Genomic DNA, 15,176 nt, shown 5'->3' with positions numbered 1-15,176 from the left:
GTTGCACGTTTATCCGTTGCCCACCGTGGAACCAGCTTTCAAGCAACCACGACAGGGGCAGGGATGACTCGGGTGAATGACGTGACCGTCGTCGGCACCGGCCCCAATGGGCTCGCGGCCGCCGTCATCTTCGCTGCTGCCGGGCTGTCGGTGTCGGTGGTGGAGGCGCAACCTGTCGCCGGGGGCGGGGCACGCACCGAGACGCTCGATCTCGGTGTCCCCCTCCTCCACGATCTGTGCTCGGCGGTGCATCCCATGGCGGCCGCGTCGCCGTTCTTCCAGCAGTTCGGCCTGACCCGCCGCGTCGAACTGAACTATCCCGAGGTGTCGTTCGCCCATCCCCTCGACGACGGGCCCGCGGGCGTCGCCTACCGCGACCTCGACCGCACCGTGCGTGAGCTCTCCGACCACAACACCTCCGACGGTCGTCAGTACGCCGCCGTCATGCGCCCGCTGGTGGAGACGGTCAGCGTGGTGCGCGACATCGGATTGTCCGACCTGCGCCACCCGCCGGCGTCGGTGCTGTCCCGCGACGGAGTGGTGGGGGGCGGCGCGCTGGCCGGCCGGGCCGTCGAGCTCGGGACCAGGGCATGGCAGCTGCTCACCGATGCCGAGAGGTGCGGGGCGATGCTCAGTGGCGTTGGCGCGCACGCGAACACCCCGATTCCCTCGCTGGCCGGTGCCGCGACGGCCCTGCTCCTCGGGGCACTCGCCCACGCCCCCGGATGGCCCCTGCCCACCGGGGGCAGTCAGGCGATCACCGACGCGCTGATCGCCGATCTGCACAGCCGGGGAGTCAGCGTCACCTGTGATCGGCCGATCACCGATGCGTCGTCATTGCCCGATTCCCGCGCGTACGTGTTCGATGTCGCGCCCTGGACCCTGAACACCGTCTTCGGAGACCGGCTGCCCGGACACTATCGGCGGGCGCTGGCGCGGTTCACCCCCGGCAACGGCGTGGCGAAGGTGGATTTCGCTCTGCGCGAGCCCATTCCGTGGTCCGACGTCCGTCTGCGCGGCGCCGGAACGGTGCATCTCGGTGGCACCAGAGCGCAGATGAAGCGCGCCGAAGCGGACACCTCCTCGGGCCGCCACAGCCCCACGCCGATGATGCTGCTGAGCCAGCCGACGGTGGTGGACCCCACCCGACTGGGACCGGATGGGGAGCATCCTCTGTGGACGTACCTGCATGTGCCCAACGGCTCTCCGCGCGACATGACCGCCACGGCCACCGCCCAGATCGAACGTTTCGCACCGGGCTTCCGCGACGTGGTGATCGGCTCTCGCTGCATCCCCGCAGCCGACATGGCCCACCACAACGCCAACTACCGGGGTGGTGACATCGCGGCGGGCAAGGTGTCGATGTACCGAATGGCCGCTCGTCCGGTGGCCCGGTGGGATCCCTACCGGACACCTCTGGGCAACGTCTATCTGTGTTCGGCGGCGACCCCACCAGGCCCCGGCGTCCACGGCATGTGCGGCATGCATGCCGCCCGCAGAGTGCTTTCCCAGCAATTCGGCATTCGGCGCATGCCGGACATCGGTCCGCAGGCATGACGTCGTTGCGCTAGTACACACATTTCACCACCGCATGTTTATCCACCCCCGGCGAGGGTAGCGGGGGTGTCATCGCGGCGCGCCCGAGCGCGTCGCTCCGTGCGGCAGCGGCGGTGAGGAGCCAATGGTGGGTGTACGTCGGTGGATCGACCAGTGGCCCGTGTATCGGCAACTCACCGGGCCCGATCCGTTGGGGAAGGCCGCGGCCGCTCAATCGGCGCACAGTGCATCACTGCGACCGCGGACCGCGACCGCCGACCGCGTCGTCACGTCGGTGTGCCCCTATTGCGGTGTCGGTTGCTCTCAGAAGGTGTACGTCAAGGACGAGAAAGTGGTCCAGATCGAGGGCAACCCCGATTCGCCGGTCAGCCGCGGCCGACTGTGCCCGAAGGGCGCCGCCAGCCTCCAACTGACAACCGGTTCGTCGCGGCGCCACCAGGTGCTGTATCGACCGCCGCGCGCGGCGGATTGGCAGCCGATCTCACTCGACCGGGCGCTCGACATGGTGGCCGACCGGGTCATCGCGACGCGCCGGGAGACGTGGCAGGAACACGTCGACGGTAAGCGAACGGCCCGAACCATGGGCATCGCCAGCCTCGGCGGCGCGACGCTCGACAACGAGGAGAACTACCTCATCAAGAAGCTCTTCACCGCTCTGGGTGTGGTACAGATCGAGAACCAGGCTCGGGTCTGCCACAGCTCGACCGTGGTGGGGCTCGGCACGTCGTTCGGCCGCGGCGGAGCGACGACCTTCATGCAGGACCTGCAGCACGCCGACTGCATCATCATCGAGGGTTCCAACTTCGCCGAATGTCACCCCGTCGGATTCCAGTGGGTGATGGAGGGCAAAGCGCGCGGAGCCGTCGTGATCCACGTGGACCCGCGCTTCACCCGCACCAGCGCGCTGGCCGACCTCCACGTTCCGATCCGTGCGGGAACCGATGTCGCGTTTCTCGGCGGGATCATCAATCACGTTCTGGCCGAGGACAAGTACTTCCGCGAGTTCGTGATCAACTACACCAACGCCGCGACGATCGTCAACGACGAGTTCGCCGACACCGACAATCTGGACGGCCTGTTCTCCGGGTTCGAACCCGAGGCACGCAATTACAAGACCGCCGAGTGGCAGTACGAGGGAGTGCAGGTCGCGTCGGCGTCCGGTAAGCGCGGCCGCGGCTCCGGGGAAGCGCACGAGGAGGACGACGTCCGCGCGGCGGGCCGTGCCGAGCAACACGGGATGGGAGGGGCGGCGCTCGAGGGCAGCATCGATCGAGACGACACGCTGCAGCATCCGAGGTGCGTCTTCCAGATCCTCAAGCGCCACTACGCCCGCTACACGCCCGAGATGGTGCACCGCATCTGCGGCATCCCGCCGGAGACGTTCGCAGAAGTCTGCCGGCACTTGACCGAGAACTCCGGACCCGAGCGCACCAGTGAATTCGTGTACGCGGTCGGCTGGACGCAGCACAGCACCGGCAGTCAGTTCATCCGAGCGGCGTGCGTGTTGCAGTTGTTGCTGGGGAACATGGGCCGGCCCGGCGGGGGCATCCAGGCTCTCCGCGGCCACGCCAGCATCCAGGGTTCGAGCGACATCCCGACTCTGTTCAATCTGCTGCCCGGCTACATCCCCATGCCGTACGCGATGCCGGAACAGTCTCGTGCGCACTTCATCGACGAGAACGCCGCGCGAATCGGCTTCTGGGCGAACATGGATGACTACCTCGTCAGCCTGCTGAAAGCCTGGTGGGGGGACGCGGCGACTGCGGACAACGACTTCTGTTTCGACTATCTGCCCCGGCTCACCGGTTCCCACAGCACCTACGACACCGCGTTCGAGCAATTGCAGGGTCGGTGTAAGGGGTACTTCCTGCTCGGCGAGAACCCCGCCGTCGGCTCCGCGAACGCCAAAATGCAACGACTCGGCATGGCCAATCTGGATTGGCTTGTGGTGCGCGACTTCTCGTTGATCGAGAGTGCCACCTGGTGGAAGGACGGACCAGAGACCGAGTCGGGCGAGATCCGCACCGACGAGAACGACACCGAGGTGTTCTTCTTCCCAGCCGCGGCACACACCGAGAAGTCGGGCAGCTTCACCAACACCAATCGCCTGTTGCAGTGGCACGATCAAGCGGTCGAACCCGATGGCGATGCACGCAGCGACCTGTGGTTCATGTATCACCTGGGCCGCATCATCCGGCAGAAGCTGGCCGGCTCGACCGATCCGAAGGACCGTCCGATCCTCGATCTCACATGGGATTACCCGACCATCGGGGACACCGCCGAACCGGACGCCGACGCCGTACTGGCCGAGATCAACGGCTTCGACGAGCACGGCAACCCACTGGACAGCTACGCGCAGCTGCGTGACGACGGTTCCACCTCGTGCGGCTGCTGGATCTACTGCGGCGTCCGCAAGGACGGAGTGAACCAGGCCGCGCGCCGCAAACCGCAGAGCGAGCAGGACTGGGTGGCGCTCGAATGGGCGTGGGCGTGGCCCGACAACCGGCGCATCATGTACAACCGGTGCTCGGCCAAACCCGATGGCACCCCTTGGAGTGAGCGCAAGAAGCTGGTGTGGTGGGACGCCGAGCAGCGCACGTGGACCGGGCTGGACGTCCCCGACCTGCAGGCGACGAAACCGCCGGACTACCGGCCGCCCGACGGCGCGACCGGAGTCGATGCGCTGTCCGGCATCGACCCCTTCATCATGCAGGCAGACGGTAAAGGCTGGCTCTACGTGCCGTCCGGGCTGGCCGACGGTCCCCTGCCCACCCACTACGAGCCCCAGGACTCACCGGTGCAGAACGCGCTGTACGCCCAACAGCGCAGCGCGGCGCGAATGGTCTTCTCCGATGCCCACAATCGGTACGCACCCGACGCCGGTGACGCGGGTTCGCGGGTGTACCCGTACGTGGCGACGACCTACCGACTCACCGAACAGTTCACCGCCGGCGGAATGTCACGCTGGACTCCTTATCTGGCGGAGCTGCAACCGGAGATGTTCTGCGAGGTGTCCCCGGAACTGGCCGCCGAACGCGGTTTGGTCAACGGCGAGTGGGCCACCATCGTCAGCCCACGGGCGGTGATCGAAGCGCGCGTTCTGGTCACCGATCGGATGACGCCGCTGCACGTTGCCGATCGCACCGTGCACCATGTGGGACTGCCCTATCACTGGGGGCCCAACGGCCTCAGTACGGGCGACGCCGCCAACGAGCTGTCTTCGATTGTGCTGGACCCGAATTCGCACATCCAGGAAGTCAAGGCCTTCACGGTGGACATCCGGCCCGGGCGGCGGCCACGCGGCGCCGAGGCCAACGCCATGGTCGCCGAGTATCAACGGCGCGCGGGCGTCACCGACAAAACCGGTACAGGAGTGTGACCATGGACATGCATCAGGGCCTCGACGCTGACGATCCGCCCCACGGTGGTGGTTACGACCAGCAGCAGCCGCGGATGGGGTTCTTCACCGACACCTCCGTCTGTATCGGGTGCAAGGCGTGCGAGGTGGCCTGCAAGGAGTGGAACCACGTACCCGACGACGGCCTGAACTTCACCGGGATGTCCTACGACAACACTGGTGGCCTGGGCGCCGACACCTGGCGGCACGTGGCGTTCATCGAACAGCGCAAGCCGCTGGGCGCTCAGGCAGACACCGCCGAAGTCGTCGACATCGGAATGCCGGCCTTCGCCAAACCCGGTGACGGCGACGGCCAGCGCAGCGAGTTCCGCTGGCTGATGTCATCGGATGTGTGCAAGCACTGCACCCATGCCGCGTGCCTGGACGTCTGCCCGACGGGTGCGTTGTTCCGCACCGAGTTCGACACCGTCGTGGTGCAGGAGGACATCTGCAACGGCTGCGGCTATTGCGTCGCCGCGTGCCCCTACGGCGTGATCGACCAGCGCAAGGACGACGGGAGGGTCTGGAAGTGCACGCTGTGCTACGACCGGCTCCACGACGGCATGGAACCGGCCTGCGCGAAGGCGTGCCCCACCGACTCGATCCAGTTCGGCGAGTTGTCGGAACTGCGCGCCCGCGCACAGGATCGCGTCGACAAGCTCCATTCGGCAGGTATCGCCGACGCCCGACTGTACGGCGAGGATCCTGGTGACGGTGTCGGCGGCACCGGTGCGTTCTTCCTCTTGCTCGACAAGCCCGAGGTGTACGGTCTGCCGCCCGATCCGATCGTCACCACGCGCGACCTTCCCGCGATGTGGCGCAATGTCGCCATCGCGGCAACGGGCATGCTCGCCGGGCTGGCGGCGACGTTCCTGGGCGGACGCTGATGGACGATCGCCAGACCGGCATCCCGGCGGACACCTCGGCCCCGCCCGACCGTGCCGCGATCACCGGCGACGTCGGTCGATTGCCCAACCGCCGGCGTCGCCGGGGACGGGGCGAGAAGAAGATGGTGCCGGATGCGCACTTCGAGTCGTACTACGGCAAGCCGGTGTTGAACAAGCCGACCTGGGAAGCCCGTGACATCGCGGGATACCTGTTCCTCGGCGGATTGGCCGGCGGGTGCTCGGTTCTGGCCGCTGGTGCCGAGCTGTCCGGACGACCGAACATGGCTCGCGCCACGAAGTTCGGCGCGCTGGTCGCGATCAGCGGATCACTGGCGGCATTGATTCACGACCTCGGCCGGCCGGCCCGGTTCGTCCGGATGCTGCGGGTCTTCAAGCCCAGCTCGCCGATGAGTGTCGGATCGTGGATTCTGGCCACCTACGGCCCTCTCGCCGGCGCCGCCGCGGTCACCGACGCGCTTCGAGTGCTTCCGCGTATCGGCACGCTCGCCACGGTCGGCGCCGGTGTGGTCGGCCTGCGGTGGCGTCCTACACCGCAGCGCTGATGTCGGACACCGCCGTGCCGACGTGGCATGACGGTCACCGGCAGATGCCGTTCGTGTTCGTCGGTTCGGCTGCCACCGCGGCAGGTGGCCTGGCGGTGCTGACCTCCCCGAGAAGTGAAGCCGGCCCGGCCAGACGCGCCCTGATCGCCGGTGCAGCAACGGAATTGATCGCCAGCGAGGTGATGAGCCGACGGATGGGCCTGTCGGCCGAACCGTTGCACCGAGGACATGCGGGCAGGCTCATGCGGGTCGCGAAGCTGCTCACCGTCGTCGGGGCAGCGCTCGGCGGCATCGGTGGTCGCCGATCGCGCGCGGCCGCAGTCGCCGGAGGCGCAGCCGCGCTGGCTGCCTCTGCCTGCACCCGGTTCGGCATCTTCCATGCCGGCGTCGCGTCGGCCGAGGACCCGAAATACACGGTTGTCCCGCAACGGAACCGGCTCGACCGACGGGACCGCTCCACGGTCTGAGCGCACGCCCTTCGCATCTCAGCGACGGTTGCGTGCCGCCCCGATCGCCCATGCCGCCACGACCGCGGCTCCTGCGACCGTCAGCAGACGGTGGTTCTTCTCATCGGTGGCGGGTTCTGTTTCCTCGTCGCTCGGTGTCGAGGGTCGGTCGATGTCCGGATACGCCGTTCGCGCCCCCGCCCAGGCGGCGTCCTCGGTGACATAGTCGTTGGTGCTGTCGAGAACGACATCGGTCTCGCCGGTGGACTCCCGGTACCGCCAGCGCCATCGATCGCCGGAGGTCGGCGTCACCTCGATGCGCCGCGGTCTGCCGGCAGCTGCGTCCCCCGTGCGTGGTGTCCGGCGCAGCGCCGCCTTGACGTCGGCAACGGTGACATCGGCGAAGCCGCCCTGCACCCGCTGCAGGGCGCGGGCCAGGACGAAGGCGGCGAACGCGCTCACCAGCGGCACGACGCCCGCCGCGATGCGCAGCACCCAGACAACCGCCTCGATGGACAGGCCGAACCACTCGGCGATGACGTCGTCACCGCCCGCCATCACCAGCACCGCGAAGAAACTGAGCCCCCCGAAACCGACCGCCATCCGCACCGGGTGGTCGCGCGGGCGGTCCAGCAGCTGATGTGCGTCGGCGTCTTTCGTCGCCCACTGCTCGAGGAACGGCCAGGCATAGAGCAGTACGAAGGCGAGGCCGCCCAGCCCCGCACCTGGCCAGAACTGGGTGGGGATCAGGTGGCCGAAGACGTGCACATCGGCAGGCGGGAACAACCGGAGCGCACCGTCACCCCAGGCGACGTACCAGTCCGGCTGTGCGGGCACCGTCGACTGGGACGGATCGAAGGGTCCATAGATCCAGACCGGGTTGATCTGCGCCAGACCGCCCAGCGTGAACAGCACGGCCAGCACGGCCGCGAGAAGGCCGAGCGTGCGGATCGTGTAACTCGGCCACAGGCGGGAGCCGACGACATTACGCTCGGTCCTTCCCGGGGCGGGGAACTGAGAGTGCTTCTGCCGCACCAAGATCAGCAGATGCAACCCGATCAAGACGGCCAGCAGGGCGGGGACGACGAACACGTGCGCGGTGAACATCCGGGGAATCGTCTGTTCGGCCGGGAACTCCCCACCGAAGATCAGGAAGACGACCCAGGGACCGACGACGGGCAGCGACTCGACGACCGAGTAGATGATGCGCAAGCCGGTCCCGGACAGTTGATCGTCGGGCATCGAATAGCCGGTGAAACCGTTGACCAGGGCCAGCACCAGCATCGTCACACCGATCACCCAGTTGATCTCCCGAGGTCGGCGGAACGCGCCGGTGAAGAAGATCCGGCAGAGGTGCACGACGATCGCTCCGACGAAGATCAGTGCCGCCCAGTGGTGTGTCTGGCGCATCAACAGGCCTGCCCGGACGTCGAAGCTGAGCTCGAGCGCCGAGGAGAACGCCCCCGAGGTGGTCACCCCGTCCATCGGGGTGAATGCCCCGTGATAGGTGGTCTCGGCCGAGCTCGGGTCGAAGAACAGCGCGAGGAACACTCCGGTCAGGACCAGGACGACGAAGCTGTAGAGCGCGATCTCGCCGAACATGAAGGTCCAGTGGTCGGGAAAGATCTTGTTCAACGCCGTGCGCAGGGGCGACGCGACACGCAGTCGGCTGTCGAGGGTTCGGACGAGGCGGCGGGTGATCATGGCCTGCTCCAGTAGCCTGCGCCTGGCGGCCCGGTGAAATCATCTGTGCCGTAGAGGAACCCGTCCTCGTCGACGGCGATGGGCAGTCCGGGCAGCCCTCGCGCGGCCGGTCCCTGCACTGCTCGGCCACCCGAGAGGAGATCGAACACGGATTGGTGACACGGGCACAGCATCCGTCCCGTCGACTGCTCGTACATGCTGACCGGACAGCCGGCGTGGGTGCACAGCAGCGAGTAGGCGACGACACCGTCGACAGTTCCGCCCGGTGGTGGCGACATGAACCGTGATGGCGCGATCCGTACCACGAATGCCGGAACGTCACCCCCTTCTGTATGACCTTCGGGAAAGACGGTGATCATGGTTTCGTCGGTGACGTCGTCGATGCGTACGGGACGCTTCTCGGCATCGACGAGGCGGATCGGGCCGGTGCGCCACACCGTTCTCCCCAGCTGTCGGGCCGTGTGTTCGCCCCGCGGCTGCATCAGCGACCGCAGCGGGAACAGCGCTGCCGCACCCAGCGAGGTGGCGGCCAGCGCCAGCAGCGCGAGCAGCCCACGCCGGTGCGGGTGAGCGATCTCGCTGAGTTGCTCGACCGCCGCGTCGGTCTGGCGGGGCGGCGAGGAGAACCCCTCGTGCTCTTCGACGTAACCTCCCTGGTCAGTCAGGTGACGCGCCCACACGGTCAGTCCGACTGCGATGCCGCCGAACCCCACGGCGAGTGCGCCGCCGAGCACCTGGGTGGACCAATTCAGCGTGTACGCGGCGGCGAAGCAGATCGCGGCGGCCACCGAGACCCCGAACGACGCCACGATCGCGACGTGCGGCCGGTCGGTGTCCTTGTCGACCGGGCTCATCGGGATCTGCTCCCCAGTCGACGAGACACGATCAGCAGCAGAGGAATTCCGACTCCCAGCGCGAGCAGTCCCTCTGTCATCGGACCGATGCGGCCAAGGCTCGCGCCGCCCTTGTCGAGGTCCTCTCCCCTGTCGGCGAGCGTGCCCACGTAGGCGGCGATCGCGTCGACATCGCGCGGGTTCAGAACACTGGGCGGGAAGGCGGGCATGAAGCCCGGACCGACCCTGATCGCCTCCCCCACCTGGGTGGCAGTGGCTTTTCGGAGGTCCGGTGCGTGATGTCCGTCGGTCAGCGCGCCTCCGGTGCCACCTGCCGAGTGGCATGCTGCGCAGTTCTGGGCGAACAGCTTGCGGCCTCGTTGCACGTCGAGCGGCTCCACTCGGGGGATCGGCGGCCCGCCGGGGTGAAGATCGGCGAGATACCCGACCACAGCGTCGATCTGGTCCTGGCTCAGCTTCGCCTCCTGGTGTTCGGAACGGTAGGACTCCTGGGGGCCCAGCGGCATGCGGCCGGTGCCGAGTTGGAAGTCGACGGACGCGCTGCCGACATCGGCCAGCGAGGGGCCGCGGTCCGTACCCTCGGCGGTCGGTCCATGGCAGCCGGCGCAGGTCTGCGCGTAGAGGCTGCGTCCGACATCGCGGGTTCCCTGCGGCACTTCGGGTTTCGGCTCCGGTGGCGGTTGATACGACGAACACCCTGCGGTGAGTGCCACCGCCGCCAGGCACCGCGCCACGCGCGTCCATGTCGTCATGAGATCCCCTCGGGAACCGGGCCTGGACGCACCAGGACCTCGTCACGCGACGAGCCTCCGTCCATGCCTGTCAGCCAGCGACCGAAAGCATGCACGGCGAAACCCAGCAGGACGACATCCATCGGGATCCACATGACGAGCCCGGCGAGCTGTTGATCGGCCAACGGGTCGGCGGTGCCGTAGACCACCGACGGATACAGCGGTTGCGGCGCGAACGTCAGGACCGCTCCGAGCGCGGCGCTGGTCATCCCGACCCCGAACAGGAGGAGAAAACCGAGCGGTCCGGTCAGACGATGACGGTCGGGGCTGAGCACCGCGGCCCACAACATCCACGCGATCACCACGAACGACAGGTGCTCCACCGCGTGAACCACCTCGACGCGTTCGGCGAAGGCGAACATCGACGGCAGGTGCCACACCCAGAGGACGCCGGTGAATACCAGCCCGCCGGCCACGAGTCTGTGGGCGGGCCGACGCAGCCACCGCGCGAACGGCGCGGCTCGGTAGCGGTTGACGACACGTCGCAGCCGGTGCGGCAGGGCGAGAGACAGCGGCAGCGCTGCTCCCCCTGCGCCCAGCAGGGGGCCGACGACGACCACGAGCAGCATGTGCTGCGCCATGTGGCCCGCGAAGGAGCCGGCCGCGAACTCCGCGACCGGCGAACTGTCCGCAGCCCCGATGGCGGCCAGCCCGAGACCGAATCCGACAGCCCTCGGCACCGAGATGACGGCCCCCGTACCGCGGCGCTGCCACAGATTCTGTACACCGCACCCGTACAGGGCCGCGAGCCCGCACAAGACGACGATCGTCGCCATCATCGACCACGCTTCACCGGGCTGCGCGGCGCTGTGAGCCAGCACGGCCTCGCGAGCTACGCCTGACATGGCGAGAACACCAGCAGGGCGACACCGTCGAAGACGATGATCGCGGCGAACAGAAGGTTGGCCCACAGACCTATACCGGCCACCAGGTGAGCGCGTCCCGCGCGCTCGGTACTGATGTCGAGGTGGCTCGGGCCGGTGTGGCGTCGCATCCACCACGCTGCGCCCAATGAGGTGAGGCACACTGCCAGCGGGATCAGTGTCGACAGTGCGACCGCGATCTTCAGCGGCAGTTCGCCCACGGTCGAATGCCCACCGAGACAGACGGTTTCGGTCATCCCCCACGACGAACCCAGATGAACCGCCCATGCGACCGCCCCGCCGATCGCGGCGAACCACATCCACAGCGCACCCACCAACGGGCGCTTTCGATCAGTCGTCTCGGCCATCTAGAGCCGCCCCGACAGGTAGATGGTGAACAGGATCGCCACCCACACGAGGTCGACGAAGTGCCAATAGATCGCGGCCAGCCGTACCCGTTCGTGACGGCGGTAGCCGAAGCTGCCCCGCAGCGAGGCCGCCAGCAACCAGCCGACCATCAGCAGCCCGACGGTGACGTGCAAGCCGTGGAACCCGGTGATGGTGTAGAAGAACGAACCATAGACATTGGTGGTGAAGGTGAACTTCTCGAGTTTGCTCGAGTATTCGAGACCCTGCAGGATCAGGAAGGCCACTCCCATGATCAGCGTCGCGAGCAATCCGAGCCGCAGCCGCCAGCGCTGTCCCTTGCGGATGCCGCGCTCGGCCCACATCACCGGAAGGCTGCTGGGCAGAAGGATCGCCGTCATGATCAACGGGCGTTTCAGCTCCGGTTGCTCGATCCCGCCCAGCGGCCACGTGTCCACCTGGAAACGCACGTAGAAGTAACTGGACAGCAACACCGCGAAGATGGTTGCCTCCGTGGTGACGAACATGACCATGCCCCACCAGCCGACGGTGCGCCCGGCCGGCGCTTCGGCGAGGAACGTCGACGGACGACTGATGGCGCTCTCGTGGACGGTCATCGACTGCCTCCCGAGACGCCGGCCTCACGGGGGCTGCGCTCGGGCGGCCACAGCCAACCGGCCAGCGTCAGGAACACCGCACCGATACCGACGATCGCCACCCAGTACCACGCGACGAGCATGCCGAGGAAGAACACGAGCAGGCCCACGGCGAGGAGGAACGGGCGGACCGACTCCTCGACGACCTCGATCGCTTGATCGAACATGCCGTCCAATTCGGTGGTGGTCGCCGTCATCCGGAACTCGTCGAGGATCTGCTCGGGGTCCGGGTCGGCGATGGACTTGGCGGTGCGTTCGTCCCAGACCGGGTGCGCGCTGTAGACGCGCGGGAGCACGGCGAAGTTGTAGTGATCCGGCGGTGACGCGGTGGCCCATTCGAGGGTGTCGCCGTTCCACGGATCGGGCGGAGCCGGGGGCCCGTACCGGATCGCGTGGACCAGCACCCCGAGCAGGAGTGCCAGACCCAGCGCGAGAACTGCAGAACCGATGCTGGACAACAGATTCCACACATCCCAGCCGAGATGCGGCCGATAGGTGTAGATGCGGCGCGGCATGCCGAGCAGGCCCGATACGTGCATGGGGAAGAACGTGAGATTCATGCCGATGAACACGAGCCAGAAAGCGAGCACCGCCGCCTTCTCGTGGTACATCCGCCCGGAGATCTTCGGCATCCAGTACAACAAACCGGCCATGATCGGGAACACGGCGCCGCCGAAGAGGACATAGTGGAAATGCGCCACGACGAAGTACGAGTCGGTGACCTGCTGATCGAAAGCGACGACCGCGAACATCACCCCGGTGACGCCGCCGAGGACGAACACCACGATGAAACCCACGGCGAACAACATCGGGGCGCGCAGTTTGATCTTGCCCTGCCACATCGTCGCCAACCACGCGAACATCTGGATCCCGGACGGGATGGTGATCAGCAAGCTCGCCGCGCTGAAGAAGCTCAGCGACAGCCGCGGCAGTCCGGTGGCGAACATGTGGTGCACCCACACGCCGAAGGACACGATGCCGATGGTCACGACGCTGAGCACGATCAGCGGGTAGCCGACGATGCCGCGCCGGGAGAACACCGGGATGATGGCCGAGACGATGCCGAGGGCCGGCATCACGATGATGTAGACGTCGGGATGCCCGAACAGCCAGAACAAGTGTTGCCACAGCAGAACGTTCCCGCCGTTGGCCGGATCGAAGAAGTGGCTGCCGAACCGACGATCCATGAACAGCAGGGCATTGGCCAGGTTCAGCGGCGGGAGAGCGAAGACCACCATCATCGACGTCGCCACCAGCGCCCAGACGAAGATCGGCACCCTGTTCATCGACATTCCGGGTGCGCGCATCTTGAGCGCGGTCACGATGAAGTTGATCGCCCCCGAGGTGGTGGAGATCCCGAGGAACAACAGACCCAGCGAGTACACGTCCAGACCCAGCCCCGGCGAGTAGGGCTCGGTGGTCAGCGGGACGTAGGCGAACCAGCCACCGTTGGGCCCGTTGCCGGCCAGCATGCTGGAGAACATCATCACGCCGGAGAACAAAAAGACCCAGTAACCGAACGCATTCAGGCGCGGAAATGCCATGTCCCGGGTGCCGAGCATGAGGGGGAAGAGCAGATTCCCGAACCCGAACAGCATGGGCGTGGCGAACAGGAAGATCATCGAGGTGCCGTGCATGGTGAAGAACTGGTTGAACACACCCGGCGGCACCAGGTCGGACTCCGGACGCGCGAGCTGGGCCCGCAACGACATCGCCAGCACGCCCGAGATGACGAAGAACGCCGAGGCGGTCACCAGGTACCGTCGGCCGACGCGCTTGTGGTCCACGGAGGTGAAGAACGTCTTCAGGGAATGTTGTTCGCCCCATTGCTTTTCGAGACGTTCGTCGATCTCCTCGCGGTCCGCGGTACGTTCGGTCAGCGGAGCGGCGGTCACGGCGCCTCCCTATCGGACGGCTGCAGCGAGCGCAGGTAGGCGATCAGATCCGGCATGTCGGCGGGCGCGACGGCCTGCGGCGGCATCTCGTTACCGGGCTTGGCTTGCTGCGGATCGGTGATCCACTGACGCAGGTGCTCGTTGTCATTGGTCAGGGTGCCGGCGCCGATGCTCCAGCGGTCGCCGATGGTGGTCAGATCGGGCCCGACCACTCCGTCTGCCGGTGTCCCCCGAATGGAATGACAGGCAGCGCACCCGGTCTGGAGAAAAACCTGCTCGCCGCGCCGCTGCGCATCGGTCGTCGTCGTGGCCGGCGCCCCCGCCCAACGCAACCACGCGTCGAAATCGGCCCGTGGTTGCGCGACCACCATGAACGCCATGTGTGCGTGTTGCATCCCGCAGTACTCGGCGCATTGACCGCGATACGTACCGACCCGATCGGCGCGGAGCCACATCGTGTTGGTGCGTCCGGCGATGAGATCGGTCTTCGCCGACAGCTGCGGCACCCAGAAGCTGTGCAGGACGTCGTCCGTGCGCAGCTTGACCTCGACGTCGGTGTCGACGGGGATGTGGATCTCGTTGGCGGTGACGGCCGGCTGACCGGGATAGCGCACCTCCCACCACCACTGGTGCCCGATGACCTCGACCGTGATCGGCGGCGAGCCGGACGCGCCCGAGGGACGCTCACTCAGCGCCAGCGTGTCCCGCAGACCGAAGCCGTAGACCGTCGCCAGCACCACGAACGGCACCACGGCGCCGGCGATCAGGACGAACGTCGTCGGGTTGGAGTGTTCGACGTCGCTCTTCCGTCGGCGGCGAGCCACCACGAGCACGACCCCGATCACCACGATCACGCAGACGACCGCGGCGATCCAGAACAGCAGCCACCAGAGTTGCTCGATGCGACGGGATGGCGGTCCGCCCGGATCCAGAGCGGACGGCGAGGAGTCCGAGCACGCGACAGCCAGCATCGTCGCAGCACCGACGGCCGCAGCCGTTACGGCACGCGCGCTCTTGCGCACGGCGCCCACGATCACCTCCTCGACGACGCGGGCCGATCTACCCCGGCAGATCGGAGGTAAACGCCGCCGCGCAACAATTTCCTGAGTGCAACGTTTCAGGCGATGGCCTCGGGGTAGCAGGCATTCGGTCGCGGGCAGCGTCGTGTCTTTCGGTGCCCGCTCGTGATGGTCGTCG

The 15,176-nt window shown here is 67.2% G+C and carries 11 protein-coding genes and 1 pseudogene; 4 read left to right on the top strand and 8 right to left on the bottom strand.

The annotated features are described in order from the left end of the window. Positions 1 to 72 precede the first annotated feature (72 nt). The 4 genes and pseudogenes from ACXYX3_RS08035 to nrfD all read left to right on the top strand — a co-directional run bounded on the left by ACXYX3_RS08035 (position 73) and on the right by nrfD (position 6,871). Positions 73 to 1,557 (top strand): phytoene desaturase family protein, encoded by a 1,485-nt coding sequence (locus ACXYX3_RS08035; RefSeq protein WP_458611248.1) that lies wholly within the window; start codon positions 73 to 75, stop codon positions 1,555 to 1,557. A 127-nt stretch (positions 1,558 to 1,684) separates the two neighbouring features. Beyond that, on the top strand, positions 1,685 to 4,936 hold the full coding sequence (gene fdh / locus ACXYX3_RS08030) for a formate dehydrogenase (RefSeq protein WP_458611246.1): 3,252 nt from the start codon (positions 1,685 to 1,687) through the stop codon (positions 4,934 to 4,936). A 2-nt stretch (positions 4,937 to 4,938) separates the two neighbouring features. After that, entirely contained in the window at positions 4,939 to 5,841 is a 903-nt protein-coding gene (locus tag ACXYX3_RS08025) for a 4Fe-4S dicluster domain-containing protein (RefSeq protein ID WP_458611244.1), read from the top strand. A gap of 122 nt (positions 5,842 to 5,963) precedes the next feature. Then, positions 5,964 to 6,871 (top strand): annotated as a pseudogene (gene nrfD, locus ACXYX3_RS08020) (NrfD/PsrC family molybdoenzyme membrane anchor subunit). An 18-nt stretch (positions 6,872 to 6,889) separates the two neighbouring features. On the opposite strand, the gene qcrB reads toward nrfD, so the two are convergent. The 8 genes from qcrB to coxB are packed head-to-tail and all read right to left on the bottom strand — an operon-like array spanning position 6,890 to position 15,010. Then, positions 6,890 to 8,554 carry a cytochrome bc1 complex cytochrome b subunit gene (gene qcrB, locus ACXYX3_RS08015; protein WP_458611242.1) on the bottom strand — a complete coding sequence of 555 codons (1,665 nt, stop codon included), beginning with the start codon at positions 8,552 to 8,554 and terminating at the stop codon, positions 6,890 to 6,892. After that, positions 8,551 to 9,408 carry a QcrA and Rieske domain-containing protein gene (locus ACXYX3_RS08010; RefSeq protein ID WP_458611240.1) on the bottom strand — a complete coding sequence of 286 codons (858 nt, stop codon included), beginning with the start codon at positions 9,406 to 9,408 and terminating at the stop codon, positions 8,551 to 8,553. The genes qcrB and ACXYX3_RS08010 overlap by 4 nt, the downstream gene beginning before the upstream one ends. Further along, entirely contained in the window at positions 9,405 to 10,160 is a 756-nt protein-coding gene (locus tag ACXYX3_RS08005; RefSeq protein ID WP_458611238.1) for a c-type cytochrome, read from the bottom strand. Before ACXYX3_RS08005 ends, ACXYX3_RS08010 begins: the two co-directional genes overlap by 4 nt. Beyond that, positions 10,157 to 11,044 (bottom strand): cytochrome c oxidase assembly protein, encoded by an 888-nt coding sequence (locus ACXYX3_RS08000; protein WP_458611237.1) that lies wholly within the window; start codon positions 11,042 to 11,044, stop codon positions 10,157 to 10,159. Before ACXYX3_RS08000 ends, ACXYX3_RS08005 begins: the two co-directional genes overlap by 4 nt. Then, positions 11,032 to 11,430, bottom strand: a complete 399-nt coding sequence (locus tag ACXYX3_RS07995) for a hypothetical protein (RefSeq protein ID WP_241203924.1) — start codon at positions 11,428 to 11,430, stop codon at positions 11,032 to 11,034. The genes ACXYX3_RS08000 and ACXYX3_RS07995 overlap by 13 nt, the downstream gene beginning before the upstream one ends. Continuing rightward, a complete protein-coding gene (locus ACXYX3_RS07990; protein ID WP_458611235.1) occupies positions 11,431 to 12,045 on the bottom strand; it encodes a cytochrome c oxidase subunit 3 in 615 nt (204 codons plus the stop codon). Next, positions 12,042 to 13,979, bottom strand: coding sequence for a cytochrome c oxidase subunit I (ctaD, locus tag ACXYX3_RS07985; RefSeq protein WP_458611233.1), 1,938 nt, complete (start codon positions 13,977 to 13,979; stop codon positions 12,042 to 12,044). Before ctaD ends, ACXYX3_RS07990 begins: the two co-directional genes overlap by 4 nt. Then, positions 13,976 to 15,010 (bottom strand): cytochrome c oxidase subunit II, encoded by a 1,035-nt coding sequence (coxB, locus tag ACXYX3_RS07980; RefSeq protein WP_458611231.1) that lies wholly within the window; start codon positions 15,008 to 15,010, stop codon positions 13,976 to 13,978. The genes ctaD and coxB overlap by 4 nt, the downstream gene beginning before the upstream one ends. Positions 15,011 to 15,176 lie beyond the last annotated feature (166 nt).

The organism is Mycobacterium sp. Panama NTM2, from assembly GCF_054355555.1.
The sequence above is the reverse complement of the archived record's forward strand: the minus strand, read 5'-3'. Positions and strand labels throughout refer to the sequence as shown.

Bases quoted from the DNA above. Each gene is read 5' to 3' on its own strand.
- ACXYX3_RS08025 (WP_458611244.1), top strand. From the start codon at position 4,939: ATGGACATGCATCAGGGCCTCGACGCTGACGATCCGCCCCACGGTGGT.
- qcrB (WP_458611242.1), bottom strand. From the start codon at position 8,554: ATGATCACCCGCCGCCTCGTCCGAACCCTCGACAGCCGACTGCGTGTC.
- ACXYX3_RS08010 (WP_458611240.1), bottom strand. From the start codon at position 9,408: ATGAGCCCGGTCGACAAGGACACCGACCGGCCGCACGTCGCGATCGTG.
- ACXYX3_RS08005 (WP_458611238.1), bottom strand. From the start codon at position 10,160: ATGACGACATGGACGCGCGTGGCGCGGTGCCTGGCGGCGGTGGCACTC.
- ACXYX3_RS08000 (WP_458611237.1), bottom strand. From the start codon at position 11,044: ATGTCAGGCGTAGCTCGCGAGGCCGTGCTGGCTCACAGCGCCGCGCAG.
- ACXYX3_RS07995 (WP_241203924.1), bottom strand. From the start codon at position 11,430: ATGGCCGAGACGACTGATCGAAAGCGCCCGTTGGTGGGTGCGCTGTGG.
- ACXYX3_RS07990 (WP_458611235.1), bottom strand. From the start codon at position 12,045: ATGACCGTCCACGAGAGCGCCATCAGTCGTCCGTCGACGTTCCTCGCC.